Below are 25424 nucleotides of genomic sequence, written 5' to 3' on the forward strand. Positions count from 1 at the left end.
AGCCGCGGCGCGGTTGCTGGTGCTCTGGTCGGGCTGAAGCCCGACCAGAGCACGTCAGGTCACACGCGCTGCAGGATGAGTTCGAGCACCGCCTTGCTGCCAAAATAGGCGAGGATCAGGACGGCGAAACCGCCTAGGGTCCAGACGATCGCGGTGCGCCCCCGCCAACCTCTGCGAAATCGTCCGAGCAGCAGCCCACCGAACATCAGCCAGGCGAGGAGAGAGAGCACGGTCTTATGCACCAAGTGCTGTGCCAGCATGTTTTCGAGAAAGGCGAAACCACTGAGGAGCGCCAACGTGAGCAGCACGAACCCGGCCGTGATCATCTCGAAGAGCAGGCTTTCCATGGTCTGCAAGGGCGGGAGTGTCCGCACGAAGCCACCGGGGTGACGGCTACGCAACTGGTGGTCCTGGATCGCCAACAAGATCGCCTGGACCGCGGCGAGGGTGAGCAGACTGTAGGCCAGCATCGAGAGCAGGACATGGATCTTGAGGGGCCAGTCCGCGTTGGGGCGCATGAAGTCGACGTTACCGAGGGCCGCCTCGAAGATCAGGCTGAGGGCCGCCGCGGGCAGGAGGACAAGCCCCAGATTCTCGACCGGCTTCGTCAGACTCGAGACGAACAGCAGAGTGATCACGGTCCAGGTGGTGAGGGCGAGGGCGTTATAGAATCCGAGATTCAGGCCGGCGTGGCTGAAAATGCTGTTCCATAACAGCCAACTGTGCAGGAGGAGGCCGCCCAGGATCAGGCCCAGCGTCAACTGCCGCGGTGGCATCCAACCGGGGCTCGTGCGAAACAGGCGCATGCCGATGAGCACGGCGGCAGCCGAGTAGCAGAGGATGGCGGCGACGGCGGTCAGGGTATGGGTCATAGATCGAAACCGATAGTCCTTGAGAGGGGATCGCAGAGGGTGACGTGGGCACGAGGGGCGCGGCGATCTTGGTGCATCGCCTCATCGTATCGTCCGTCATGACTCGGCATTATACTCAGAACTGTCGCACCAGGCCGGGCCGGGCCGGTTTTTGAATGGTTTTTATCGAGGCGCCATCCGGCGCGTTCGAAGAGCCGGATGTCTCCCCGCGCGGCATCCGCATCGGGATTGAGGTGAATCAGGCATGTTCGAGAATCTCCAGGACCGCTTCGGCGATGTCCTGAACAATCTACGCGGTCAAGGGCGCCTGACCGAGGACAACATCAAGGAGACGCTCCGGCAGGTGCGCATGGCGCTCCTGGAGGCGGATGTCAGCCTCCCGGTGGTGCGTCAGTTCGTTGAGGAGGTGCGGGAGAAGGCGCTGGGCGAGACCGTGACGCGCAGCCTGACCCCGGGGCAGGTCTTGATCAAGATCGTCAATGACGAGCTGGTCAAGCTGATGGGCGAGGTCAACGCGCAACTCGACCTCACGGCGCAGCCGCCCGCGGTGGTGCTGATGGCGGGGCTACAGGGCTCGGGCAAGACCACCAGTGTCGCGAAGTTGGCGCGCTGGCTCCAGGAGAAGCAGGGAAAGACGGTCATGGTCGTCAGTTGCGACGTCTACCGCCCCGCCGCGATCGCGCAATTGAAGACGGTCGCGGGTGAGGTTGGCGCCGAGTTCTTCCCCAGCACCCCGGATCAGCAACCGGTCGAGATCGCCACGCGCGCGCTCGAGGCGGCGCGCAAGCACTTCAAGGATGTGCTGATCGTGGATACGGCGGGTCGACTGCATGTCGATGCGGCCATGATGGCGGAGATCCAGGCCATTCATGCGGCCCTGAAGCCGGTCGAGACGCTCTTCGTGGTCGATGCCATGACAGGGCAGGATGCGGCCAATACGGCCAAGGCCTTCAACGAGGCGCTGCCGCTCACGGGCGTTGTCCTGACCAAGACCGACGGCGATGCCCGCGGCGGTGCCGCCCTTTCGATCCGCCAGATCACGGGCCGGCCGATCAAGTTTCTCGGAACCGGTGAGAAAACCACGGCGCTCGAACCCTTCTACCCCGACCGGGTCGCCTCGCGCATCCTCGGCATGGGCGACGTGGTCTCGCTGGTTGAGGAGGTCCAACACAAGGTCGACAAGGATCAGGCGGATCGGCTTGCGAAGAAGCTCAAGAAAGGTAAGGAGTTCGACCTGATCGACTTCAAGGCTCAGCTCGATCAGATGGTCAGCATGGGGGGCATGATGGGGCTGCTTGAGAAGCTCCCGGGGATGAATCAATTACCCGAGCATGTCAAGAATCAATCGGGTGATCGGGAAATCACCAAACTGATCGCCATCATCAACTCGATGACGCCGCACGAACGGCGTTTCCCGGCGGTCATCAAGGGCTCGCGAAAGCGCCGTATCGCCCTGGGCTCGGGGACTCAGGTCCAGGATGTCAATCGGCTGCTGAAGCAATTCGCGCAGATGCAGAAGATGTTTAAGAAGGTCAAGAGCGGCGGCATGGCGAAAATGATGCGGTCCATGCAAGGCCGGATGCCGGGAGGCTTCCCGCCGGGGGGTGGTTTCCCTCCAGGTGGCATGCCACCGGGCGGATTTCCGATGTGAATCGGATGACCTTCGGGGGGATGGCGCTCCCTAGGGGATTCGAACCCCTGTTACCGGCGTGAGAGGCCAGCGTCCTAACCACTAGACGAAGGGAGCAGGTATGGCGTCGTGGAAACGCGTATTATACGCCGATCACGTGACTCCACAAGCCGTCACCGTGGTGCGCCTCATCGTGCATCGCGGTGCGTGTCGAGTCCCATCGGACCACGCGTCGTCCACGTCGTTCAGGAATTCCAACACCACATCGTGATGCAGGAACCTTCATCCCCCCCATCGTCCGCCAGCCATCCCGCTCGCAAGCCTGCCAGCGGGTCCGGCTGTGAACCGACGAGCGCCTCGAACCCAGGCGCGCCGCAACCCCTGATCGTGCCCCGGCCGGAGCACAGTATCTCCCGCGCGAACATTAGCGAGAACGCGCTCAAGGTGCTGTATCGGCTGCGCCAGGAGAGCTTCCAGGCACACCTAGTCGGGGGCGGTGTGCGCGACCTCCTGCTCGGCCATGAGCCGAAGGATTTCGATGTCGCGACCGATGCGACTCCGGAGCAGGTGCGCCAGGTGTTTCGCAATTGTCGTCTGATCGGCCGGCGCTTTCGCTTGGCGCATGTCCATTTTGGGCGAGAGATCATTGAGGTCGCGACCTTCCGTGGGAATGCCGTCCCGGATGGGGAGGAGACGGAACAACAGGACGAAACCGGCCGAATCCTGCGCGACAACACCTACGGGAGCATCGCCGAGGATGCGTTGCGCCGGGATTTCACGGTCAATGCGCTCTATTACAACATCGCCGATTTCTCATTGCTCGACTACGCTGATGGATTATCCGATCTGCGGCACGGGCGCTTACGGTTGATCGGCGATCCCGAGCAACGCTATCGGGAGGACCCGGTGCGCATGCTCCGGGCCGTGCGGTTTGCCTGTAAACTGGGCTTCACGCTCGACGAGGGGACCGAGGCGCCCTTGTTCAAGCTCGGTCACTTGTTGGAGGATATCGCCCCAGCGCGCCTGTTCGACGAGTCGATCAAGCTGTTCCATTCCGGATACGGATTGGCCGCGTTCGAGAAACTGCGCCAATATGGGCTCTTCGCGCAACTGTTTCCCGCCACCGAGGCCTGTCTGGCCCATGAGCAGGACGGGTTTCCGATCACCTTCGTCAGTCGCGGTTTGGCCAATACCGACCGACGGCTGGCGGAAGGACAGTCGGTCACGCCGGCGTTCCTCTTCGCGGTGCTCATGTGGGAGCCCGTGCGGCGTCGCTTCGAGCAGTTGCTCGCGGATGGGGAGATCGCGAGCGAGGCCATGTTCAAGGCCGCGAGCGAGGTGTCGCGGCGTCAGCAGTCGTTGGTGTCGATCCCCAAACGCTTTTCACTGCCGATGCGCGAGATCTGGTCCTTGCAACCGCGGTTCGAGCAGCGGGATGGCAAACGACCGCAACGCTTGCTCACGCATCCGCGTTTTCGCGCCGCCTACGACTTTTTGGTGTTGCGGGCGCAGGCGGGCGAGGCGGATCTTGAGCTGGCCGATTGGTGGACGCGTTTTCAAGAGGCGAGCGCGGATGAGCGCGCCAGCATGCTGGAACGTGGGGCCATGAAGCGTCGCCGGCGGCGGCCGCGGCGGCGCAAGTCGTCCCAAGCGACGGACGCGCCGTCGCATGCCGACACCCTAGATGCGGCCAACTGAGTCCGCGCGATGAGGCCTCCCATGAGCAGGGGTTCGGACCGGGGCGGTCTCGCCCCGGTTTGGTCACGCCTAGCGCGCACGCCTTCTCTGTTGATCTCTCGGAGACCGCCATGTCTGCCGCGCCGATTTCGCTGACGACGCTCACCACCATGAAGGAGCAGCGCGAGCCGATCGCTGCCTTGACCTGCTACGATGCCAGCTTCGCGCGTCTGCTCGCCGCGGCGGGCGTGGATGTCGTGCTGGTTGGCGATTCGTTGGGGATGGTCTTGCAAGGCCATGCCACCACGGTGCCGGTCACGCTCGATCACATGGTCTATCACAGCGCGTGCGTCGCACGTGGGCGCGGGCGCGCCCTGCTGGTGGCGGACCTGCCGTTCCTCGCCGCCGCGACCCCGGAGCGCGCGCTCCAGGCCGCCGGTCGGCTGATGCAGGAGGGCGGGGCGGCGGTGGTGAAAATCGAAGGTGGGGCGCCCGTGCTCGAGACGGTGCGTCTCCTGAGCGATCAGGGCGTTCCCGTGTGTGCGCATCTGGGGCTCCAGCCCCAATCGGTGCATCGCCTCGGTGGCTATCGCTTCCAGGGGCGCGACGAGGCCTCGGCGGATGCGATTCGAGGGGATGCGCTGGCGCTGGAGCAGGCCGGGGCGAGCCTCCTGGTCTTGGAGTGCGTGCCGCGGACCCTGGCCGCTGAGGTGCGCGCCCGGCTGCGCATCCCGGTCATCGGGATCGGCGCGGGCGCGGACTGTGATGGCCAGGTTTTGGTGCTGCACGATATGCTCGGGATCAACCTGGGGCATGTACCTCGTTTTAGTCGTGATTTCATGACGGGCGGTGACTCGGTGATCGCGGCGGTGCGGCGCTATGTGCAGGCGGTCAAATCCGGCACCTTCCCCGGCCCCGCGGAGACACTCTACTAATGCGCGGTTGGGCCAGCGTGCGCCTTCGCCGACACGCGGGCGCGGTTGCGAGGACACGGCGATGGAGATGATCGAGTTGGTGGAGCGGCTGCGCGCGCGCATCGGCGCATGGCGTGCGGCGGGCGCGCGGGTCGCCTTCGTACCCACCATGGGGAACCTGCATGACGGGCATCTGGCCCTGGTGGAGGCGGCGCGCGCTCAGGCCGAGCGGGTGGTGGTGAGCGTCTTCGTCAACCCCCTGCAGTTCGGTCCCAAGGAGGATCTCGCGGCCTATCCACGCACCCTGGAACGGGATTGTGAACGGCTCGCTGAGGGCGGCTGTGACCTGGTGTTCGTGCCGGCCGTCGCGAGTGTCTATCCGCGGGGGAGTGCCGCGCAGACGATCGTCGAGGTCCCCGGGCTGTCCGATGTCCTCTGTGGCGCGAGCCGGCCCGGTCATTTTCGGGGCGTTGCGACCGTGGTCTGTAAGCTGTTCAACATGGTTCAGCCCGATCTGGCCTGTTTTGGCGAAAAGGACTTCCAGCAACTGCTGGTCATTCGCCGCATGGTCGAGGATCTGGCCATGCCGGTCCAAATCCTCGCGGTGCCCACGGTGCGCGAAGCAGACGGGTTGGCGATGAGTTCGCGCAACGGCTATCTGACGGCGAGCGAGCGGGCGCTCGCCCCGACGCTCTACCGGGTCCTGTGCGCCGCCCGCGACGCCTTGCAGACGGGGCTCCCGGTTGCCAGGGTCGAGCAGCAGGCGTGCGCCGACTTGCGCGCGGCCGGCTTGCTGCCAGACTATGTCGCGGTGCGGGCGGCCGCGGATCTGCGCACGGTGACCGCGACGGATGCTGAACTGGTCATCCTGGCCGCCGCCCGACTCGGTCATGCGCGGCTGATCGATAATCTGCGGCTGCGGCGCGATCCGCCCGGAGGCGCGGCGTGAGCGGAATGCTGCACCGCAGCAAGAGCTGCGTTAAACTAGTGCCCATGCGCGTCCGTCCGATGTGGGCACCAGCCGTTCGGAGAGGCGTCACCGTGACAACGCGGCCATGGCCGACGTGTCACCCACAACCGATCCGCATCGCCCCTTGACCGGCGCGATGCGTCATGTCAAACCATCGCGAGATCCTCTTCGCAGCGCTGCGAAGACGTGGCCGAGGCGGCCTTTCGGAGGAACACACACCATGCATCTGACCTTGCTGAAGTGCAAATTGCACCGAGCTCGGGTGACCCACGCCGAGGTCGACTACGAGGGCTCCTGTGCCATCGATGAGGATCTCTTACGGCTGGCTGGGATCCGGGAGTACGAGCAGATTCAGATCTATAACGTCTCCAACGGGGAACGCTTCACGACCTATGCGATTCGCGCCGAACCCGGGTCGCGCATCATCTCGGTCAACGGCGCCGCGGCGCATAAGGCCGCGCCGGGCGATCGGGTGATCATCTGCGCCTACGCCACCATGACCGAGGGCGAGGCCGATGTCCATCAGCCGGCCCTGGTCTATCTCAACGAACACAATTGTGTTATGCGCACGGGCCATTTCATCCCCGCGCAGGTCGCCTGAATCCGTGGGCGCGCGCGCTCGCCCGAGATCGGCCGCGCCCGGGATCCTAAACGGGCGCTAGGCGGGCACCCTGTCCGCTGGCGCCGCGCTCTGGGCGATGCTCATGCGCTCGGTGATGGCCTCCAGGTACAGGGCGATATAGCGTCGCGCGCTCGCCTCCCAACTGAAATCTTGCGTCATTCCGGTGATGGCCAGTTGTCGCCAGGCCGCGGGATCCTCGCGGTAGAGCCGGTGTGCCTCGATCACAGCCGCATAGAGGGCGTCCGCGGAGGGTTCGTCGAATAGAAAGCCGGTCGCGCTGCCATCCGCCAGGGTGTGCGGATTCGCCGATACGATGGTGTCGTGCAAGCCACCGGTGCGATGCGCGATCGGGGGGGTGCCATAGCGCAGGCTGTAGATCTGGTTCAGCCCGCAGGGCTCGAAGCGCGATGGCATCAAGAAGCCGTCCGCGCCGGCCTCGATCCGGTGCGCGCGGTCCTCGTCATAGTCGAGCTCGAGACCGATTTGGCGTGGATAGGCCGCGGCGATCTCACGCAGCGCCTCCTCGATGGCATGCTCGCCCGTCGCCTGCACGACGAGCTGTACACGCGTATCCTCCAGCAGGCGGGGGAGGATCGCAATGATCAGATCAACGCCCTTCTGCTCCACCAGCCGTCCAACGTAGCCCAGCACGAAGGCATCCTCGTTGCGAGGCAGCCCGAGTTCACGCTGAATGTCGAGTTTGTTCTCTGCCTTGAGTTCGAAGGTCTCGCGGTCATAGGATTGCAGGATCAAGGGATCCTGGGCCGGGTTCCACGCGCGGTAGTCGATGCCGTTGAGGATGCCGCTGAAACGGTTGCCAATCTGTCGCAACAGCCCGTCGAGTCCGCAACCGAAACGTGCGGTACGCACTTCGTCGGCATAGGTGGGACTAACGGTGTTGACGCGATCGGAGAAGATGATCCCGCCCTTGATGAAGGACATGCGCTGGTGGAACTCCAGTCCGCTGAGGTTCCACAGGGCGCTTGGGAGCCCGAGCCGGTCGAAGGTCGCGCGATCGAACAGTCCCTGGTAGGCCAGGTTGTGAATGGTGAAAATGCTCGCCGGGCGGTGCGGGTGATCGCGGATCAGCACGGGCGCCAGGCCGGTCTGCCAGTCGTTGCCGTGGAGGAGGTCGGGCGTCCATCCTAAGGCCGGCAGCCCCTGAGCCATCAGGGCGATGACCCGGCAGAAGAGCAGGAACCGTTCGGCGTTATCGCCCCAGTCACGACCACTGAGATCGGTATAGGGGTTGCCTTCGCGCCCGAAATGCGTGGGTGCGTCGACGAGGTAGATGGGCAGGTCATGATCGGGATGGCGACCCTCGAGGAGACGGACCATCCCCCGTGTTCCCGGGACCTTGAGCTCGCAGCGGAGCTTGGCGGCACGCGTGCGCCGCAGCGCCTGCGGATAGGCCGGCAAGACGAGGCGGGCGTCCTGGCCCAGCTCCCGTAAGGCCGCGGGCAGGCTGGCCGCCACATCGGCGAGGCCGCCCGTCTTGATCAAGGGGTGCGCCTCGCTGCTGGCGATCAGGAGGCGCAGCGGTCGTGCCGGCGCGGTCAGGTCAGGGAACGGAAGAGACGATGGCTCCATGGAGGCTTCCTACACAGACGTGCGAATCAGTTGTCGGCGGCGTGAGTCCGTGACGGCAACAGTATGATGCCGCTCACGTTATCACATTTGTTCGGAATCGAGGCAGCAAGCCCATGTCGGATCCCTGCACCATCTTGATCTTCGGCGCCACGGGCAATTTAGTTCAGCTCAAATTGCTCCCGGCACTCTATCGGCTCGATGCGGCGGAGCGTCTGCACGCACGGACCCGTCTCATCGGCTTCGGGCGCCGCGCCTGGTCGGATGCGCAGTGGCGTGACCAGATCCGCGCCCAGTTGAGCGAGCGCCTCGGGGCGGGGCTCGATCCCCAGGTGCTCGCGCGGTTGTTGGACCGGGCACACTTCGTCGAGGGTGATGTGGAGGAGGAGGGTGGTTATGCGCGGCTCGCCGAGCGACTGCAAGGCGACGAGGGCATGCCGGCGAACCTCATGACCTATCTGGCGGTTGCGCCCAAGCACTATGGGGGCATCGTCGATCGGCTGGCGGCGCAGGGACTGAATGGGGAGAACGGAAGCTGGTCGCGCCTGGTGGTGGAGAAACCCTTCGGTTTCGATCTCGAAAGCGCGGCGATGCTCGAGCGACGCATCCATCAGTGTTTCGACGAGTCGCAGATCTATCGGATCGACCATTATCTCGGCAAGAGCACCGTCCAGAACATCCTGGTCTTTCGCTTCGCTAATCTTTTGCTCGAGCCCCTTTGGAATCGCAATTACATCGACCATGTTCAGATCTCGCATGCCGAGTCATCGGGTATCGCGGAGCGCGCGGGGTTTTACGATGGGGTCGGTGCCCTACGCGATATGATCCAGAGCCATCTGTTGCAGATGCTGACCCTGGTGGCGATGGAACCACCGCCCTGTCTCGACGCCGAGGCCTTGCGGGATGAAAAGGTCAAGGTGCTGCGCTCGATCCGGCCGATTCCCCATGCGGCGGTGCATGCGCATGCCTTTCGGGCGCAGTACGGCCCTGGCACCGCTGGTTCCGAGCGCGTGCCGGGATATCGTGACGAGCCGGGGGTCGGGCGCCACAGCACCACCGAAACCTATGCCGCCGTGAAGCTCTATCTGGATAATTGGCGTTGGCGTAACGTTCCCTTCTATTTGCGCACGGGCAAGCGCCTGGCGGGTCACCACTCGCTGATCGCGATTCGCTTCAAACATCCGCCTCAGCAGTTGTTCCGCGATACCCCGATCGAGCGACTGAAACCCAACTGGTTGTTGCTGAATATTCAGCCCAACGAGTGCATTCGCTTGGAGATCCAGGTCAAGCAGCCGGGGTTGGAAATGCGCACCCAGACCGAACGTCTGGACGCCAGCCGCTGCACCATCCCCGCCGAGCAGATCAGTGCCTACGAGGCGCTGCTGCTTGACGTGATCACGGGCGACCATACCCACTTCTTGCGCTTCGACGAGGTCGACTGGGCCTGGCGCGTGGTGGACCCCATCCTGAAGCGATGGGCCAGCGAGCGTGATTTTATCCACACCTATCCGGCGGGCTCCGCGGGTCCACCGGAAGCGAATCGTCTCTTCGATCGCGACGATCAGGTGTGGCGTGAAGGGCTCGACGACTGACCCGCGCGTGGCGCGCGAGACGAGTGTGCAGAGGCCCACGACCCGAAAGTAGGAGATGTCAAGATGTCGCTCATCCATCAGACCTTGGCCTGGCAGGCGCTGGAACAGCATCAGCAGGATCTGCGCGGGGTCGCCATGCGGGACCTCTTTGCCGCGGATCCGCACCGTGTCGAACGCATGCAGCTCTCGGCCGCCGGACTCCATCTGGATTTTTCGAAGAATCTCCTGACTGCGCGGACGCTCGAACTCCTCTCCGAGCTGGCCGAGACGGTCGATCTGAAGACCTGGATTGCGCGCATGTTCAACGGCGAGCCGATCAATCTCACCGAGCAGCGCGCGGTGTTGCACGTGGCCCTGCGCAATCGTTCCAACCGCCCGATCCAGGTCGGGGGGCGCGATGTGATGCCCGCGGTCAATCGCGAACTCGATCGGATCGATGCCTTCGTCGGACTGGTGCGTTCGGGCGAGTGGAAGGGATTTCTGGGTCAGTCGATCCGCGACGTCGTCAATATCGGCATCGGGGGCTCGAACCTCGGACCCAAGATGGTGTGCACCGCGCTCGGTGCCTATCGGGGCAATGAGCTGCGCGTGCATTTCGTGTCGAATGTCGATGGGACGCATCTGCTCGAGACGATCCGGGATCTCGATCCGGCACGCACCCTTTTCATCGTCGCCTCCAAGACCTTCACCACCCAGGAGACGATGCTGAATGCCTCCAGCGCGCGTGAGTGGTTCTTGGCCGCGGCCCATGACCCCGCGGCGATCGCCAAGCACTTCGTGGCGGTGTCCACCAATGCCGAGCAGGTCGCCGCGTTTGGAATCGACACCCGCAACATGTTTGGCTTCTGGGATTGGGTGGGTGGACGCTATTCGCTCTGGTCGGCGATCGGGTTGCCGATCGCGTTGGCGATCGGCTACGAGCACTTCGAGCAATTGCTCGAGGGTGCCTTCGCGATGGACGAGCATTTTCGCACCGCGCCGCTCACGGCGAACATGCCGGTCCTGCTCGCCCTGATCGGACTCTGGTATGCCAACTTTTGGGGCGCCCGCACTCATGTGGTGCTGCCCTATGACCAGTATCTGCGACTGCTGCCGGCCTATCTGCAGCAAGGTGACATGGAGAGCAATGGAAAACAGGTGACCCGTGACGGGGTTCCCGTGCCGTACAGCACGGGTCCGGTGGTCTGGGGCGAACCGGGCACGGACGGCCAGCACGCCTTTTATCAGTTGATCCATCAGGGGACCCAGATGATCCCGGCCGATTTCATCGGCGCGATCAGGAGCCATAATGAACTCGGTGAGCATCATCCGATGTTGATGGCAAACTTCTTCGCGCAAACCGAAGCCCTGATGCGTGGGCGTTCGAGCGAGGAGGCGTTCGAGGCGATGACGCGGGCCGGGATGGCGCCCGAGCGCGCGCGTCTGCTCGCGCCGCACCGCGCCTTCCCAGGGAATCGACCGACCAACAGTCTTCTGATGGAGCGCCTGACACCCGCCACCTTGGGCGCCTTGCTCGCCCTCTATGAACACCGAATCTTCGTCCAGGGCGTGATCTGGGGTATCAACTCCTTTGACCAGTGGGGCGTCGAACTCGGTAAGCAACTTGCGGGGGTGATCCTTGAGGAGTTGCGTGATGGGCGACTGAGCGCCGAGCATGACGGCTCCACGCAGGCGCTGCTGCAACGCTTCCTCGCTGGACGCGCGTCCTGACAGCGGGATCGCGCCGCGGCGCTCTTCGGCCGTTGGTCCTGAACCCGCCTCTGCTTTTGCTGTCTTTTAGTCGGTCAACCCGAGGATCTGTCGCCCGACGCGTGAAATGTTCTATTCTGGTGCATCGCATGGGCCATCGTGTGGCCGCCCCGTCCCAGCCGCGTGCGGTTGACGTGGCGCAAAGCCCCAAATGCGGGTGTGGCCTCGGATTGCCGCCGCTGGTCCGGGAATTGCAGAAACGATCGCCAGGGTGGACGACCTTTGCCTTCGACATCTTGTCTTTCACGGGGGGCGCCCCGAGCACTAGTTATAGTGGACGAGCCATCGTGGCACGGAGCGGCAAAGCGCGATCGTCACTGGGGTCGGGCAAGCATCAACAGCTTCCGAAATGAGGTAATTGCGTATGTCGATCTTCGAGCGCTACCAGGCGCGGTATGAAGCATCCCGCGAAGAGGTGCTGAGCCTGGATGAGTATCTACAGTTGTGCAAAGACGATCCGAGCGCCTACGCGGGAGCGGCGGAGCGCTTGCTGATGGCGATCGGCGAACCCGAGTTGGTCAACACGCGCGACGACCCTCGGCTCAGCCGCATCTTCCAGAACAAGATGATTCGTCGTTACCCGGCCTTCTCCGAATTCTTCGGTATGGAAGAGTCGATCGAGCACCTGGTGTCCTATCTCAAGCATGCCGCGCAGGGGCTCGAGGAGAAAAAGCAAATTCTCTATCTGCTCGGTCCCGTCGGTGGGGGGAAATCCTCGCTCGCCGAGAAACTCAAGGAATTGATGGAAGAGAAGCCCTTCTACGCGATTCACGGTTCCCCCGTGTTCGAATCGCCCCTGGGTCTCTTCTCGCCCGAGGAGGACGGACCCATTCTCGAGGAAGACTACGGGATTCCCACCCGATATCTGCGTTCCATCATGTCCCCGTGGGCGGTGAAGCGCCTGCAGGAATTCCGCGGTGACATCACCCAGTTCAAGGTCGTGAAGCTCTATCCGTCGGTCCTCGAACAGATCGCGATTGCCAAGACCGAACCGGGCGACGAGAACAATCAGGACATCTCCTCCCTCGTCGGCAAGGTGGACATTCGCCAACTCGAACGCTTTGCCCAACACGACGCCGACGCCTACAGCTACTCGGGGGCGCTCTGTCGTGCCAATCAGGGGCTGATGGAGTTTGTCGAGATGTTCAAGGCACCCATTAAGGTCTTGCATCCGCTGCTCACGGCGACCCAGGAAGGGAATTACAACGGCACCGAAGGGCTGTCGGCACTCCCTTTCCAAGGCATCATCCTCGCGCATTCCAATGAATCGGAGTGGCAGAGTTTCCGCAACAATAAGAATAACGAGGCCTTCCTCGACCGGGTGTTCATCGTCAAGGTACCCTATTGTTTGCGTGTGGCCGAGGAGACCCGCATCTACGATAAGCTCCTGCGCAACAGTTCCCTGGCCGAGGCTCCCTGCGCGCCTGGAACGCTTGAGATGATGGCGCAATTCTCCGTGCTGACCCGCTTGAAAGAGCCTGAGAACTCGAGCATCTTCTCAAAAATGCGGGTTTACAACGGGGAGAACCTCAAGGATACCGATCCTAAGGCGAAGTCGGTGCAGGAATATCGTGACTATGCCGGGGTCGATGAGGGCATGTCGGGGATCTCCACGCGGTTTGCCTTCAAGATCCTCTCGCAAGTGTTCAACTTCGATCACAGCGAGGTGGCCGCCAACCCCGTCCATCTTCTCTATGTGCTCGAGCGCCAGGTCACCCGTGAACAACTGCCACCCGAAACCCAAGAGCGCTATCTCGGCTTTCTGAAGCAGTATCTGGCGCCGCGTTACGCCGAGTTCATTGGCAAGGAACTGCAGACCGCCTATCTGGAATCGTACGCCGAGTACGGTCAGAATATCTTCGATCGCTACGTGACCTACGCGGACTACTGGATTCAGGATCAGGAGTATCGTGATCCGGATACCGGTGAGATGATGAATCGCAGCGCCCTGAACGAGGAACTCGAAAAGATCGAGAAGCCGGCGGGGATTTCCAATCCCAAGGATTTCCGCAACGAGATCGTGAATTTCGTGCTCCGCGCGCGGGCCAACAACGCGGGTGCCAATCCGAAGTGGACCAGCTATGAAAAGCTGCGGGTTGTCATCGAGAAGAAGATGTTCTCCAACACCGAGGATCTGCTCCCGGTGATCTCCTTCAATGCGAAGGCATCGGTGGACGAGCAAAAGAAACACGATCAGTTCGTCGATCGGATGACGGAGAAGGGCTATACGCCAAAGCAGGTGCGGCTATTGTCGGAATGGTATCTGCGTGTGCGCAAGTCTCAGTAACCTGGTCGCTGCGATGCGGATCCACCCGGCGTCGTATCGGGATGAGGCGCACGCTCGCGTGGCGTGTCGCTGGTTCACCCAAACCGAGTAGGCTAATGTCCTGATGTCACATTTCATCGACCGCCGTCTCAACGGCAAGAACAAGAGCGCGGTCAACCGGCAGCGCTTCCTGAAGCGCTACAAGTCACAACTGAAGCGATCGGTTGCCGAGGCGGTCAACAAACGCAGTATCACCGACATGGCCTCGGGTGAACGGGTCGGCATCCCCACCCGGGATATCTCCGAGCCCGTGTTCCATCATGGGCGCGGCGGGCGCCGGGACATGGTTCACCCGGGCAATCAAGAGTTCGTGACCGGTGACCGGATCCGGCGTCCCGAAGGCGGGAGTGGCGGCGGGAGCGGGCAAGGCCAGGCGAGCAAGGACGGACGCGGCGAAGACGATTTCATGTTCGAGCTCTCGCGCGAGGAGTTCATGGATCTCCTCTTCGATGACCTGGAACTGCCCAACCTGGTGCGCAACCAACTGATCGGCACGACCGAATTTAAGTCCGTGCGGGCCGGTTACTCCACGGATGGTGCCCCGTCGAACATCGATGTCGTACGCTCGCTGAAGGGCGCCATTGCCCGGCGGACCGCGATCGGTGCGCCGTTGCGGGCACGGGTGCGCGAACTCGAGGCCGAACTCGAGCAACTACTGGCCGCCGAAGTCGGCGAGGTCGATGTGCGGGTGCGTGAACTGCGCGAGGAGATCGATCGCTTGCGCACCCGGATCGCGGCGCTCCCCTTCATCGATACCTTCGATCTGCGCTACCAAAGCTTCACCAAACTGCCGCAACCCCAGAGCAAGGCCGTGATGCTCTGTATCATGGATGTGTCGGGATCGATGGATCAGGTCCGCAAGAATCTGGCCAAGCGCTTTTTCATCCTCCTATACCTCTTTCTACAACGCAATTACGACAAGATCGACGTGGTCTTCATTCGCCACCATACGATTGCCCAAGAGGTTGACGAGCAGGATTTCTTCTACTCCCGCGAGACCGGCGGGACCGTGGTCTCGAGCGCGCTGAGCCTAGCCTATGACATCTTGCGTGAGCGTTATGATCCGACGGTTTGGAACATCTATGCGGCGCAGGCCTCGGATGGTGACAACTGGGATTCGGACTCCCTGGTCTGCCGCGATGTGATGGTCGAGAAACTGATGCCGCTGATGCGTTATTTCGCCTATGTCGAGATCACGCCGCGCCAGCATCAGAGTCTCTGGTATGCCTACCAGGAGGTGGCTGGCGCGCACCGTCATTTTGCGATGCAGGAGATCGGCGGACCCGAGGATATCTTTCCGGTCTTCCGTGAACTGTTCAAGAGGCAGGAGGCATGAAGAAAAGCGTGATTTCTGAGTCCTCGGAGTGGTCGTTTCCGCTGCTCGAGCGCTTCGATCGTGAGATCGCGAACTTTGCGCATAATGTGTATGGACTGGACACCTACGCCAATCAGATCGAGGTGATCAGCTCCGAGCAGATGATCGATGCCTATTCCTCGGTCGGTCTGCCGATCAACTATCAGCATTGGTCCTTCGGGAAGCAATTCGTTGCCACCGAGCAAACCTATCGGCGCGGTCAGATGGGATTGGCCTACGAGATCGTGATCAACTCCGATCCCTGTATCGCCTATCTCATGGAGGAGAACACGCTGCCGATGCAGGCCTTGGTCATCGCCCACGCCAGTTACGGACACAACAGTTTTTTTAAAGGAAATTATCTGTTCCGTACCTGGACGAGCGCGGATGCCATCATCGACTATCTGGTTTTCGCCCGCCGCTACATCGCCGAATGCGAGGAGCGTTATGGCGAGAGCGAGGTCGAGCTTTTGCTCGACTCCTGTCACGCCCTGATGAACTACGGCGTCGATCGCTACAAACGCCCGGCACCCCTGACGCTCGCCGAAGAGAAGCGGCGGCAAAAGGAACGCGAGGCCTATTTGCAGTCCCTCGTCAATGACCTCTGGCGGACCCTGCCCGCGGTGGATAGCGTCGATGCCGTTGCGACGGAGGCGCGTTGGCCGGAGGAGCCGCAAGAAAACCTGCTGTACTTCATCGAGAAGAACGCCCCCTTACTCGAGCCCTGGCAACGCGAGGTGGTGCGGATCGTCCGACGACTCGGACAGTATTTTTATCCGCAGCGCCAGACACAGGTCATGAATGAGGGGTGGGCGACCTTTTGGCATTACACTCTCATGAACGACCTCTATGAGGCCGGCCTGGTCACGGATGGCTTCATGATGGAGTTCCTGCAGTCGCACACCAGCGTCGTGCTTCAACCCACCTTCGACCGTCCCTACTACAATGGCATCAACCCCTATGCCTTGGGGTTTGCCATGATGCGTGATATTCGGCGCATCTGCGAGGAACCCACCGAGGAGGATCGGGCCTGGTTCCCGGACATCGCGGGTGGCGACTGGCTGAAAGTGCTCGACTTCGCGATGCGGAATTTCAAGGATGAGAGCTTCATCGCACAATATCTCTCGCCCAATCTGATGCGTGAATTTCGCCTCTTCGCCATCCGTGATGATGATCAGGATGAGCATCTCGAGGTCACGGCGATCCATGAGGAGCAAGGCTATCGGGCCTTGCGGCAATCCCTGGCCGAACAATACAACCTCGGTTCGCGTGAGCCGAACATCCAGGTCTTCAGCGTCGATCGGCGCGGTGACCGCTCCATGACCCTGCGCCACTATCAGCACAATCGCCGACCGCTCGGCGAGTCGGTCGACGAAATGCTGCGGCATCTGCGGCGGCTCTGGGGCTTCGGGGTGCGCCTCGAATCCGTCGACGAACAGGGTCGAGTCAGTCTGCTTGGTGAGTTGTAGACCGCGTGCCGCCGTGACCAGGACGCTTGACCGCCCAGGTAACCGTTGGGCTTGGTGGCCCGGTATGGTCATTCTCACCGCGCTCGCGTTGCCCCTGGGGGTGAGGGCGGAGGCTCCAGTCTCGCCACAGGCGACGATCGCGGCACTGGAGCGCGCGGACCAGCCGCTGCTGGAGGGGACTGCGCTCCTATCGAGCCGTCTCCTGAGCGAACTCTATGCCGCGCGTGATGATCAGCTGCTTTGGGGTGCCGCGACGCGGCGCGCGGCCCTACTCGAATTGGCCGAACGCAGCGTCGAGTCCGGATTCGATCCGAATGATTTTCGGGCGGACACCCTTCGTATCCTGGCGGACTCCGATCACTGGGCGACTCTCGCGCCCTCGGAGCGCGTCCGGGCCGATCTCGTGCTCAGTGATGCACTGTTACGCTACGTGCACCATCACCGTTATGGCAAGGTCGACCCGGTTCGGCTCGATCGGGCGTGGCATGATCGGCCACGGCCGGACAGCGAGGTGTTACGGGCCGATCTGGATGCCGCACTGGATGCCCGGGATCTCACCCGGGTGTTCGAGGGCCGGTTTCCCGCGCCCTTTTGGTACGAGGATCTCAAGTCCGCGCTGCGCACTGAACGCGTCCGGGAGACGATGCGAGAGCGCCCCCCAGTCCCCGCCGGACCCCATCTCGCGCGTGGGGACCAGGGACCGCGGGTGGCGATGGTGCGCGAACGCCTGGCCCTGCTCGCCGGTCAATCAGCCGAGGCGGCTCCGGCGGGTGAGGTCTTCGATGACGCATTACATGCCGCGGTCATCGCCTTCCAGCAAGGCTCGGGTCTGGTCGCCGATGGGGTTGTGGGACCGGCGACGCTTGCGGTGCTGAACAAGAGCACGGATCCGGACCGCATGGATCGGATCCGGATCAACCTCGAGCGGATGCGGTGGCTCTATCAGGGACTCCCGCCGGACTACGTTTTTGTCGATGTCGCGGGATTGATGGTGCATCTGGCCCGCTCCGACGAATTCGTCTGGTCGACGCGCGCCATCATCGGAACGGTCGAGACGCAGACTCCGATGTTCCGCGACAACATGGACCATCTGGTCTTCAACCCCACCTGGATCGTGCCACAGTCGATTCAGCGCTCGAAGACGCGGGTTGCCAGCGATTTCCAAGTGGTTGACCGACGGACGGGTCAGCCCGCCGCCGGGGGGGATCATCGGGATGTCAACCGCTATCGGCTGGTACAGCGACCCGGCCCCAACAATGCGCTCGGCCGAGTCAAATTCATGTTTCCCAATCGACATGCCATCTATCTCCATGATACCCCGTCGCGTGCGCTCTTCGCGCGCCAGCGTCGCACCCTGAGCAACGGCTGTGTGCGTGTCGAGAATCCGCTGGAGTTCGCCGAACGCATCCTCGACCGGCCGGCGTGGGATCTGGCTGGGATCAAGCAGGTGATCGAGCGGGGGCGCACGCGTTATGTGGAGTTGTCCGAGTCACTCCCGGTCCTGCTTTATTACCTGACCGCCTTCGCCGATGCGCAGGGGATTGTCCAGTTCCGTCAGGATCACTATGAGCGCGACGCGCGCTTGCGGGCGGCTTTCTTCGCCCCGGTGGGCCCGGCGCGGATCGCCTTTCCCGCACCGCGCGAACCCGCCGAGCCGGCTGCACCCGCTGACACCGGCGCCTCAACCCAGGCGACGGGTGTGCGCAGCGCGACGGATGGCGCGGTGCAAGCGGTCCTGGATCCGCGGGAATGAGCACGGTCAGCGGCACTCCAGGCCATCCCGGGCGCCGTGATCAGGTGGCGGCGAGACGTTTTCCCCACGCCTGGGCCGAGGCCAGGATCTGCTCGGCATCGAGGCGTGTCGGCTGTCCGTCGCGCAGGACCTGTTGACCGCGAATCCAGACCTGTCGCACCTGATGCTGGTCGGCGGCGTAGACGAGCTGAGAGACTGGGTTGTAGAGCGGCTGGGTGTGTGAGTCGCGCAGGTCCAAAGCGACCAGATCGGCGGATTTACCTGGTTCCAGCGAGCCGATTTCGCTGTCCAAACCCAAGGCGCGCGCGCCATTGATCGTCGCCATCCGCAGAACCTCGCTCGCGGGCAAGGCGGCGGCGGAACCGGCGACCCCTTTGCCGAGCAGGGCGGCGGTCCGCATCTCGCCGATGAGATTGAGGTCGTTGTTGCTGGCCGCTCCATCGGTGCCGATGGCGACCTGCACGCCGGCGTCGCTCAGCGCCGCGACTGGGCAGAAGCCGCTGGCGAGCTTGAGGTTCGATTCAGGGCAGTGCACGACATGAGCGCCCGTGGCCGCGAGCAGACGGATCTCCTCGTCTTCCAGCTGGGTCATATGCACCGCGACCAGCCCTGGGCCGATCAGGCCCAGTTGGTCGAGACGCGCGATGGGCCGTTCGCCGTATTGCTGCAAGGACTGGCGGATCTCGTCCCGGCTCTCGTGCAGATGGATGTGGATCGGCACCTCGAGTTCGTCGGCCAGCGCGCGGATACGCTGGAACGGAGCGTCCGAGACGGCATAGGGTGAATGCGGAGCGAAGGCGACCCGAATCAAGGGATGATCGCGGTAGTGTGCATGCATGGCGAGTCCCTTCGCGATGTAGGCATCGGCATCCGCGGCATAGTTGGTCGGGAAATCGACGAGGATCATGCCGATGACGGCCCGCATGCCCGCCTCGGCCGTGACCTGCGCGGTCACCTCCGGAAAAAAATACATATCGTTGTAGCAGGTGATCCCCCCGCGCAGCATCTCAAGAACCGCGAGACGCGTCCCGTCGCCCACGAAACCCGTCTCGACCCAGCGTTGTTCGGCGGGCCAAATGTGATCGTGCAGCCAGGTCATCAGGGGGAGATCGTCGGCGAGTCCGCGCATCAGGGTCATGGCGGCGTGCGTGTGCGCGTTGATCAGGCCGGGAATCAGCAGATGCCCCGGTAACTCGATCACGCGTTCGGCCGTGATGCTGAGCCGTGCCTCGGCGGAGGGCAGAATGGCGCTGATCCGGCCCGCGGTGATGGCGATCGCATGCCCATCAAGCTGACGGTTCTGGGGATCGACGGGGAGCATCCAGTCGGCGTGGATGAGGAGCTCGGCATGCATGAGATGGCCCTTTCAGTGGACATGGGGGATCGGCGACAATCATGAAAACATGCCACACGGAGCACTCAATGGAAACCACGACTCTCAGCGGACCCACGCCCGATGATGCCGCCCGCTGGCATCAGGGGGCACTTTATCTGGCCGAACAGCGTCTGTTGCCGGAGCGCGCGGAATACCTCCGTCTCGAGACCGCGGGCGAGGTCGCGGAGGCGATCCGAGCGATGGTCGTGCGCGGCGCGCCGGCGATTGGCGTGGCCGCGGCCTATGGCGTGGTGCTGGCTGGGCGCGACGCCTATGCCACGGCCGGGAGCTCCTGGAAGGCCGCGATCGAAAGCGATCTGGCTCGCTTGGCCGCGTCGCGTCCAACCGCCGTTAATCTCTTCTGGGCGATCCGGCGCATGCGCGACTGTATCGCGGACCTGGGCACGGGCGATCCTTACGCTGATCTGCTGACGGCGGCACGGGCCCTGCACGAGGCGGATCGTGCCGCCAACCGGCGACTGGGAGACCTCGGGGCTGAACTCATCGAGGGCCCGACCGATCTCATCACCCACTGTAATGCGGGGGCCATTGCGACCGGCGGGTACGGGACCGCGCTGGGTGTGATTCGCAGCGCCTTCGCCGCGGGCAAGGTGCGTCGCGTTTTCGCCGACGAGACACGGCCGTGGATGCAGGGTGCCCGCTTGACCGCCTGGGAACTGATGCATGACGGGATTCCAGTGGTCCTCCAAGCCGACAGCGCCGCGGCGAGTCTGATGGCGGGCGGGACCGTGGGTTGGGTCATTGTCGGATCGGATCGGATCGCGGCGAATGGCGATGTCGCCAACAAGATCGGGACTTATCCCTTGGCGATCGCGGCGAAATATCATGGGGTCAAGGTGATGGTGGCCGCCCCGACCTCGACGATCGATCTGGAGACGGCCAGTGGGCAGGACATCCCCATCGAGGAGCGTGACCCCGCGGAACTGTTAGGTTGCGGAGACCAGCAACTCGCTCCAGCCGGATGTCTTGCGCGCAACCCAGTGTTCGATGTGACGCCCGCCGCCTTGGTGGATGCCATCGTGACCGAGCGAGGCGTCGTCATGCAGCCGAACGCGGAGAAGATCCGTGCGCTCATGGCCGATGGGGTAGCCTGAGGCAGGCGCGCTCGCCGCGCGGCGCGGCTGGCGCCCCGACCCCCATGCACCACACCGGCCTGGGCGGTTTAGCTCGCGGCTGGGCCGTCGCGGTGCGGGGCGTGACGGGTCGCGAGCAGGCGGGTCAGGATGCCCTCATAGATGCTCGACAGATCATCGAGTTCGCGCACGCCGACGGACTCATTGACCTGGTGGATGGTCGCGTTGACGGGGCCGAGCTCGATGACCTGAGCCCCGGTCGGCGCGATAAAGCGTCCGTCGGAGGTCCCGCCGCTGGTCGAGAGTGTCGGATCGATTCCGGTGACCGCCGCGATCGTGGCGCGGCTGGCGGCAACCAGTTCCCCAACGGGCGTGATGAAGGGATGGCCGGAGAGGCGCCAGTCGAGTTCGTAGTCGAAGTCGCCGCGATCGAGGATCGCGCGCACCCGCTCCTGGATCGCCTCGGGACTGGACTCAGTGGAGAAGCGCAGGTTGAACTGGGCGGTGAGATGTCCAGGGATGACGTTCTCCGCGCCCGTGCCCATCTTCAGGTTGGCGATCTGGAAGCTGGTGGGCGGGAAGAACGCGTTGCCTTGGTCCCAGACCTCGGCGCAGAGTGCGGCAAGCGCCTCGGCACAGGCATGAAAGGGATTCTTGGCGTGTTGTGGGTAGGCGACGTGGCCTTGTTTCCCATGAACCTGTAAGACGCCGTTCAGGCTGCCGCGGCGCCCGTTTTTGATGGTGTCGCCCAGTTGCGCGCGCGACGAGGGTTCGCCGACCAAGGCATAGTCGATCCGCTCCGCGCGTGCCTGCAGCTGCTCGACGACGCGACGGGTGCCGTCGATCGAGGGACCCTCCTCGTCGCTGGTGAGCAGAAAGGCGATGGAACCCTGATGCGTGGGGTGTGCGCGCACGAAGCGTTCGACCGCCGTGACCATCGCCGCGAGCGAGCCCTTCATGTCGCAGGCGCCCCGCCCATGCAGACGGCCATCGCGAATCGTCGGCGTGAAGGGAGGGGAGTCCCAGTCGTCGACAGGGCCGCTCGGCACCACATCGGTGTGACCGGCGAAGCAGAAGAGCGGGTGCGCGGTGCCGCGCCGCGCCCACAGATTTCTGACCGCGCCGAATGGCATGGACTCGATCTTGAAGCCGAGCGGTGCGAGTCGTTCCGCGAGCAGCGTTTGGCATCCCGCATCATCGGGCGTCACCGAAGGGCGTGCGACCAGTTCCTGCGCGAGGGCGAGCGTTGGGGACAGCGACATCAGCCGAGCAGCCTTTGGTAGTCGGTTTCGGAAAAGCCCAGGTGCCGGATCTGACCGGTGTCGAGCAGGGGGCGGCGGATCAGCGACGGGTGCTCGGCCATGAGCTCGATCGCGCGCTCCTCATCGAGGTTCGCGCGCCGGCTCTCCGGCAGCCGTCTCCAGGTCGTGCCGCGGCGGTTCAGCAGGGACTCCCAGCCGAGTTCCACGGCCCAGGTCCGCACCTGCGACAGCTCGAGGCCATCGCGTTTGAAGTCGTGGAACTGGTATGCGATCCCTCGTTCCTCGAGCCAGGCGCGTGCCCGCTTGACGGTGTCGCAGTTGCGAATGCCGTAGAGCCTGATCATGGCATCAGATATCGCGGAGCAGTTCGTTGATGCCGACCTTGGAGCGGGTCTTCTCGTCGACTTGTTTGATGATCACCGCGCAGTAAAGACTGTGGGTGCCATCCTTGGATGGCAAGGCGCCGGGGACGACCACGGCTCCCGGCGGAACCCGGCCATAGATGATCTCGCCGGTCTCGCGGTTGAGGATCTTGGTGCTCTGGCCGATGTAGACGCCCATCGAGAGCACGGCGCCCGCGCCCACGATCACGCCCTCGACGACCTCCGAGCGCGCCCCAATGAAGCAATTGTCCTCGATGATCGTCGGCGCGGCTTGGACCGGCTCGAGCACCCCGCCGATGCCCACGCCGCCCGAGAGATGCACGTTCTTGCCGATCTGCGCGCAGGATCCCACCGTGGCCCAGGTGTCGACCATGGTTCCCGAGTCGACATAGGCGCCGATATTCACGTAGGAGGGCATGAGCACGCAGCTTGGTGCGATATAGGCGCCCTTGCGCGCGGTCGCGGGGGGGACGACACGTACGCCGCCGTCACGAAATTCGCGTGAATTGGTGTCGGCGAACTTCGAGGGCACCTTGTCGTAATAGTTGGTGAAGCCGCCCTTGATGAACCAGTTGTCCTCAATACGAAAAGACAAGAGCACGGCCTTCTTCAGCCATTCGTGGACGATCCATTCGCCGTCACGTTTTTCGGCGACGCGCAGTTCACCCCGATCGAGTCGCTCGAGACTGTCTTGCACGGCGTCGCGCACGCGTGTCTCGACGGTGCGGGGCGTGATCTCCGCGCGTCGTTCAAAGGCTTCTTCGATGATGGATTGTTGATCGCTCATAACGCCTTCCTGATCTTCATGATGATGATGAGTACCTGGGCTTTCGCGCCGTCATGGCGCGCCGGGTCGGTCTGGATGCCGGGCGCGCTCGGGAAGCCGATCCGCTGACCCCCCGTCTCAGCCGGAAACACAGCGGCGGATTCGCCATGCGGCGTCCACACACTCATCGAGTGGTGGCACCAGGGCGAGGCGGACGCGATCAGCGCCGGGATCCAGCCCATCGACGACCCGCGAGAGAAAGCGTCCGGGCAGGACGGTCACATGTTCCTGTGCGAACAGGCGCGCCGCGAAATCCGTATCCGGGATCGGGGTCCGCGGCCACAGATAGAAGCCGGCGCGCGGTGCCGCGACCGGCAGCACGTCGGCGAGGATTTCGAGCACGGCGCTGAATGTGTCGCGGTAACGCTGGCGATTTGCTCGCACATGCTCCTCGTCGCTCCAAGCGGCGATGCTGGCATGCTGGTGTGGCAAGGGCATGGCACAGCCATGATAGGTCCGATAGGCAAGGAACCGCTCCATCAGTGCGGCGTCTCCAGCCACGAATCCCGAGCGTAGGCCCGGTGCATTCGAGCGCTTCGAGAGACTGTGGAACGCCAAGCAGCGACTAAAGGCGGTGTTGCCGATGACGGCGCAGGCCTGCAGCAACCCGAGCGGTGGATCAGCCTCATCGAGATAGAGTTCGGAATAGCATTCATCGGACGCGATCACGAAATCATACCGATGAGCGAGCTCAATTAATGTGGCGTAAGTCTCCTGGTCGATCAAGGCCCCGGTCGGATTGCCCGGAGAACAGACATAGAGGAGCTGGCAGTCCTGCCAGGTTGTCGCCGCGACAGCGTTGAAGTCAGGGATGAAACCCTGCTCGGCCGTGCAGTTCAGATAACGCGGCTGTGCCCCGGCGAGCAGGGCGGCGCCCTCATAGATCTGATAGAAGGGGTTGGGCATCAGGACCAGGGCCGGCCGCGAGCGATCGATCACGGCTTGCGCGATGGCGAACAGGGCCTCGCGGGTGCCATTGACCGGCAGGATTTGCGTCTCGGGGTCGATCCCGGGGTGGCCGAGCTGGAAGCGGGTCGTGAGCCAGCGCGCGATCGTCTCGCGCAATGTGCCCAAGCCACGGGTGCTCGGATAGACGGCGAGTTGATGCAGATGCGCGATCAGGGCGTCGGTGATGAGGGCAGGGGTCGGATGCTTGGGTTCGCCGATCGAGAGCGCGATGGGGGTGCGATCCGCCGGTGGTTTCAAGTCCTTCTTCAAGGCCGCGAGGCGCTCGAATGGGTAGGGTTGCAAGCGCCCGATGTCCGGGTTCATCACGTCGTCCTAAGCAGTGGCGGTTGGCGGGCCGCGTTGGCGAATGCGACACCGGGCGCCGCGTTGGGCGCACCCCGTCGCGGCACGTCGGTCAGCGCGAATGCCCCCTCGTCGCGGTCCGCGCTCACGATTAGCTCTGATGGCGTGCGTTCGCCGTGGGATCAGGACCACCGCTGAACCCGTGCCCGAATGCACGCCCGAACCCTGCCAACATGCGCGCTATAGTAGCGAGAAAGGTGCGTGCTGTCTTCCTGCCGAGGAGTGTTCCATGTTGCGGATCCATGCTATCCATCATGTCAGCGTCCTGGTTGCCAACACCAGCCAATCGCTCGCGTTCTATCATGGGATTCTGGGGCTGGACGTGATGCCCGAGCGTCCTGAACTCGCGTTTCCGGGTGCTTGGCTGCGGATCGGGACTCAACAGCTTCATCTGCTCGAATTGCCTAATCCAGACCCGGTGGCGGGACGCCCGGAACACGGCGGCCGGGACCGGCATCTCGCGCTCCAGATCGAGGATCTCGGGGACTTGGCGCAGCGCCTCGAGGCGGCTGGAATCCACTACAGCCTGAGCCACTCTGGGCGCCGCGCCCTGTTCTGTCGTGATCCCGATGGCCACGCACTCGAATTCATCGAATCCCGACCCGTGGGCTGAGTGGCGCGCGCAGGGCGAGTAACGTCGTCGGACGGGCGCGTCCCA

Annotated in this window: 20 protein-coding genes and 1 tRNA gene; 13 read left to right on the plus strand and 8 right to left on the minus strand. The window is 63.5% G+C overall.

The window, feature by feature from the left end; genetic code table 11:
- Positions 1 to 59: 59 nt before the first annotated feature.
- A complete protein-coding gene (locus tag CKO25_RS06675) occupies positions 60 to 872 on the minus strand; it encodes a cytochrome C assembly family protein (RefSeq protein ID WP_200387150.1) in 813 nt (270 codons plus the stop codon).
- A 244-nt stretch (positions 873 to 1116) separates the two neighbouring features.
- Here CKO25_RS06675 and ffh point away from each other — a divergent pair, with 244 nt between their 5' ends.
- Entirely contained in the window at positions 1117 to 2523 is a 1407-nt protein-coding gene (ffh, locus tag CKO25_RS06680; protein ID WP_200387151.1) for a signal recognition particle protein, read from the plus strand.
- A 21-nt stretch (positions 2524 to 2544) separates the two neighbouring features.
- On the opposite strand, the gene CKO25_RS06685 is transcribed toward ffh, so the two are convergent.
- Positions 2545 to 2619 (minus strand) — tRNA-Glu (locus CKO25_RS06685).
- 270 nt (positions 2620 to 2889) lie between these two features.
- On the opposite strand from CKO25_RS06685, the gene pcnB reads away from it, so the two are divergent.
- The 4 genes from pcnB (at position 2890) to panD (ending at position 6664) form a co-directional block, all read left to right on the plus strand.
- Positions 2890 to 4200 carry a polynucleotide adenylyltransferase PcnB gene (pcnB, locus tag CKO25_RS06690; RefSeq protein ID WP_338115078.1) on the plus strand — a complete coding sequence of 437 codons (1311 nt, stop codon included), beginning with the start codon at positions 2890 to 2892 and terminating at the stop codon, positions 4198 to 4200.
- Positions 4201 to 4310: 110 nt separating this feature from the next.
- Positions 4311 to 5114, plus strand: coding sequence for a 3-methyl-2-oxobutanoate hydroxymethyltransferase (gene panB / locus CKO25_RS06695; RefSeq protein ID WP_200387152.1), 804 nt, complete (start codon positions 4311 to 4313; stop codon positions 5112 to 5114).
- 61 nt (positions 5115 to 5175) lie between these two features.
- Positions 5176 to 6042 carry a pantoate--beta-alanine ligase gene (gene panC, locus CKO25_RS06700; protein WP_200387153.1) on the plus strand — a complete coding sequence of 289 codons (867 nt, stop codon included), beginning with the start codon at positions 5176 to 5178 and terminating at the stop codon, positions 6040 to 6042.
- A gap of 241 nt (positions 6043 to 6283) precedes the next feature.
- Positions 6284 to 6664 carry an aspartate 1-decarboxylase gene (panD, locus tag CKO25_RS06705; protein WP_200387154.1) on the plus strand — a complete coding sequence of 127 codons (381 nt, stop codon included), beginning with the start codon at positions 6284 to 6286 and terminating at the stop codon, positions 6662 to 6664.
- A 57-nt stretch (positions 6665 to 6721) separates the two neighbouring features.
- Here the strand turns inward: panD and glgA are convergent, their stop codons facing one another.
- The gene (gene glgA, locus CKO25_RS06710; RefSeq protein WP_200387155.1) at positions 6722 to 8275 is read right to left on the minus strand and encodes a glycogen synthase GlgA; all 1554 of its coding nucleotides are present in this window, start codon (positions 8273 to 8275) and stop codon (positions 6722 to 6724) included.
- Positions 8276 to 8388: 113 nt separating this feature from the next.
- Between glgA and zwf the strand changes: the two genes are divergently transcribed.
- The 6 genes from zwf (at position 8389) to CKO25_RS06740 (ending at position 18515) form a co-directional block, all read left to right on the plus strand.
- Positions 8389 to 9864 (plus strand): glucose-6-phosphate dehydrogenase, encoded by a 1476-nt coding sequence (gene zwf, locus CKO25_RS06715; protein ID WP_200387156.1) that lies wholly within the window; start codon positions 8389 to 8391, stop codon positions 9862 to 9864.
- 63 nt (positions 9865 to 9927) lie between these two features.
- Positions 9928 to 11574 (plus strand): glucose-6-phosphate isomerase, encoded by a 1647-nt coding sequence (pgi, locus tag CKO25_RS06720; RefSeq protein ID WP_200387157.1) that lies wholly within the window; start codon positions 9928 to 9930, stop codon positions 11572 to 11574.
- A 403-nt stretch (positions 11575 to 11977) separates the two neighbouring features.
- Positions 11978 to 13900 (plus strand): PrkA family serine protein kinase, encoded by a 1923-nt coding sequence (locus CKO25_RS06725; protein ID WP_200387158.1) that lies wholly within the window; start codon positions 11978 to 11980, stop codon positions 13898 to 13900.
- A gap of 103 nt (positions 13901 to 14003) precedes the next feature.
- Positions 14004 to 15275 carry a YeaH/YhbH family protein gene (locus CKO25_RS06730; RefSeq protein WP_200387159.1) on the plus strand — a complete coding sequence of 424 codons (1272 nt, stop codon included), beginning with the start codon at positions 14004 to 14006 and terminating at the stop codon, positions 15273 to 15275.
- Positions 15272 to 16762, plus strand: coding sequence for a SpoVR family protein (locus CKO25_RS06735; RefSeq protein WP_200387160.1), 1491 nt, complete (start codon positions 15272 to 15274; stop codon positions 16760 to 16762). The genes CKO25_RS06730 and CKO25_RS06735 overlap by 4 nt, the downstream gene beginning before the upstream one ends.
- A gap of 64 nt (positions 16763 to 16826) precedes the next feature.
- Positions 16827 to 18515 (plus strand): L,D-transpeptidase family protein, encoded by a 1689-nt coding sequence (locus CKO25_RS06740; protein ID WP_200387161.1) that lies wholly within the window; start codon positions 16827 to 16829, stop codon positions 18513 to 18515.
- 40 nt (positions 18516 to 18555) lie between these two features.
- Here CKO25_RS06740 and CKO25_RS06745 read toward each other — a convergent pair whose 3' ends face one another.
- Positions 18556 to 19869, minus strand: a complete 1314-nt coding sequence (locus tag CKO25_RS06745) for a TRZ/ATZ family hydrolase (RefSeq protein ID WP_200387162.1) — start codon at positions 19867 to 19869, stop codon at positions 18556 to 18558.
- A 68-nt stretch (positions 19870 to 19937) separates the two neighbouring features.
- On the opposite strand from CKO25_RS06745, the gene mtnA reads away from it, so the two are divergent.
- On the plus strand, positions 19938 to 21005 hold the full coding sequence (gene mtnA / locus CKO25_RS06750) for an S-methyl-5-thioribose-1-phosphate isomerase (RefSeq protein WP_200387163.1): 1068 nt from the start codon (positions 19938 to 19940) through the stop codon (positions 21003 to 21005).
- 68 nt (positions 21006 to 21073) lie between these two features.
- Here the strand turns inward: mtnA and dapE are convergent, their stop codons facing one another.
- The 4 genes from dapE to dapC form a co-directional block, all read right to left on the minus strand.
- Positions 21074 to 22240, minus strand: coding sequence for a succinyl-diaminopimelate desuccinylase (gene dapE, locus CKO25_RS06755; RefSeq protein ID WP_200387312.1), 1167 nt, complete (start codon positions 22238 to 22240; stop codon positions 21074 to 21076).
- A gap of 5 nt (positions 22241 to 22245) precedes the next feature.
- Positions 22246 to 22590, minus strand: a complete 345-nt coding sequence (locus CKO25_RS06760) for an ArsC family reductase (protein WP_200387164.1) — start codon at positions 22588 to 22590, stop codon at positions 22246 to 22248.
- 4 nt (positions 22591 to 22594) lie between these two features.
- A complete protein-coding gene (gene dapD, locus CKO25_RS06765) occupies positions 22595 to 23416 on the minus strand; it encodes a 2,3,4,5-tetrahydropyridine-2,6-dicarboxylate N-succinyltransferase (protein WP_200387165.1) in 822 nt (273 codons plus the stop codon).
- 117 nt (positions 23417 to 23533) lie between these two features.
- Positions 23534 to 24727, minus strand: a complete 1194-nt coding sequence (gene dapC, locus CKO25_RS06770; RefSeq protein ID WP_200387166.1) for a succinyldiaminopimelate transaminase — start codon at positions 24725 to 24727, stop codon at positions 23534 to 23536.
- A gap of 268 nt (positions 24728 to 24995) precedes the next feature.
- On the opposite strand from dapC, the gene CKO25_RS06775 reads away from it, so the two are divergent.
- Positions 24996 to 25379: a VOC family protein gene (locus CKO25_RS06775; RefSeq protein ID WP_200387167.1), complete on the plus strand. Its 384-nt coding sequence runs from the start codon at positions 24996 to 24998 to the stop codon at positions 25377 to 25379.
- Positions 25380 to 25424: the final 45 nt, after the last annotated feature.

This window comes from Thiocapsa imhoffii, assembly GCF_016583985.1.
Taxonomy (GTDB): Bacteria; Pseudomonadota; Gammaproteobacteria; order Chromatiales; family Chromatiaceae; genus Thiocapsa; species Thiocapsa imhoffii.

Excerpts from the sequence above, each read along its gene's own strand:
- pgi (WP_200387157.1), top strand. The coding sequence starts at position 9,928 with ATGTCGCTCATCCATCAGACCTTGGCCTGGCAGGCGCTGGAACAGCAT.
- mtnA (WP_200387163.1), top strand. The coding sequence starts at position 19,938 with ATGGAAACCACGACTCTCAGCGGACCCACGCCCGATGATGCCGCCCGC.
- CKO25_RS06730 (WP_200387159.1), top strand. The coding sequence starts at position 14,004 with ATGTCACATTTCATCGACCGCCGTCTCAACGGCAAGAACAAGAGCGCG.
- CKO25_RS06740 (WP_200387161.1), top strand. The coding sequence starts at position 16,827 with ATGGTCATTCTCACCGCGCTCGCGTTGCCCCTGGGGGTGAGGGCGGAG.
- dapD (WP_200387165.1), bottom strand. The coding sequence starts at position 23,416 with ATGAGCGATCAACAATCCATCATCGAAGAAGCCTTTGAACGACGCGCG.
- dapC (WP_200387166.1), bottom strand. The coding sequence starts at position 24,727 with ATGAACCCGGACATCGGGCGCTTGCAACCCTACCCATTCGAGCGCCTC.
- CKO25_RS06675 (WP_200387150.1), bottom strand. The coding sequence starts at position 872 with ATGACCCATACCCTGACCGCCGTCGCCGCCATCCTCTGCTACTCGGCT.
- CKO25_RS06745 (WP_200387162.1), bottom strand. The coding sequence starts at position 19,869 with ATGCATGCCGAGCTCCTCATCCACGCCGACTGGATGCTCCCCGTCGAT.
- CKO25_RS06725 (WP_200387158.1), top strand. The coding sequence starts at position 11,978 with ATGTCGATCTTCGAGCGCTACCAGGCGCGGTATGAAGCATCCCGCGAA.
- ffh (WP_200387151.1), top strand. The coding sequence starts at position 1,117 with ATGTTCGAGAATCTCCAGGACCGCTTCGGCGATGTCCTGAACAATCTA.
- CKO25_RS06775 (WP_200387167.1), top strand. The coding sequence starts at position 24,996 with ATGTTGCGGATCCATGCTATCCATCATGTCAGCGTCCTGGTTGCCAAC.
- CKO25_RS06735 (WP_200387160.1), top strand. The coding sequence starts at position 15,272 with ATGAAGAAAAGCGTGATTTCTGAGTCCTCGGAGTGGTCGTTTCCGCTG.
- panD (WP_200387154.1), top strand. The coding sequence starts at position 6,284 with ATGCATCTGACCTTGCTGAAGTGCAAATTGCACCGAGCTCGGGTGACC.
- zwf (WP_200387156.1), top strand. The coding sequence starts at position 8,389 with ATGTCGGATCCCTGCACCATCTTGATCTTCGGCGCCACGGGCAATTTA.
- panB (WP_200387152.1), top strand. The coding sequence starts at position 4,311 with ATGTCTGCCGCGCCGATTTCGCTGACGACGCTCACCACCATGAAGGAG.
- glgA (WP_200387155.1), bottom strand. The coding sequence starts at position 8,275 with ATGGAGCCATCGTCTCTTCCGTTCCCTGACCTGACCGCGCCGGCACGA.
- panC (WP_200387153.1), top strand. The coding sequence starts at position 5,176 with ATGGAGATGATCGAGTTGGTGGAGCGGCTGCGCGCGCGCATCGGCGCA.
- CKO25_RS06760 (WP_200387164.1), bottom strand. The coding sequence starts at position 22,590 with ATGATCAGGCTCTACGGCATTCGCAACTGCGACACCGTCAAGCGGGCA.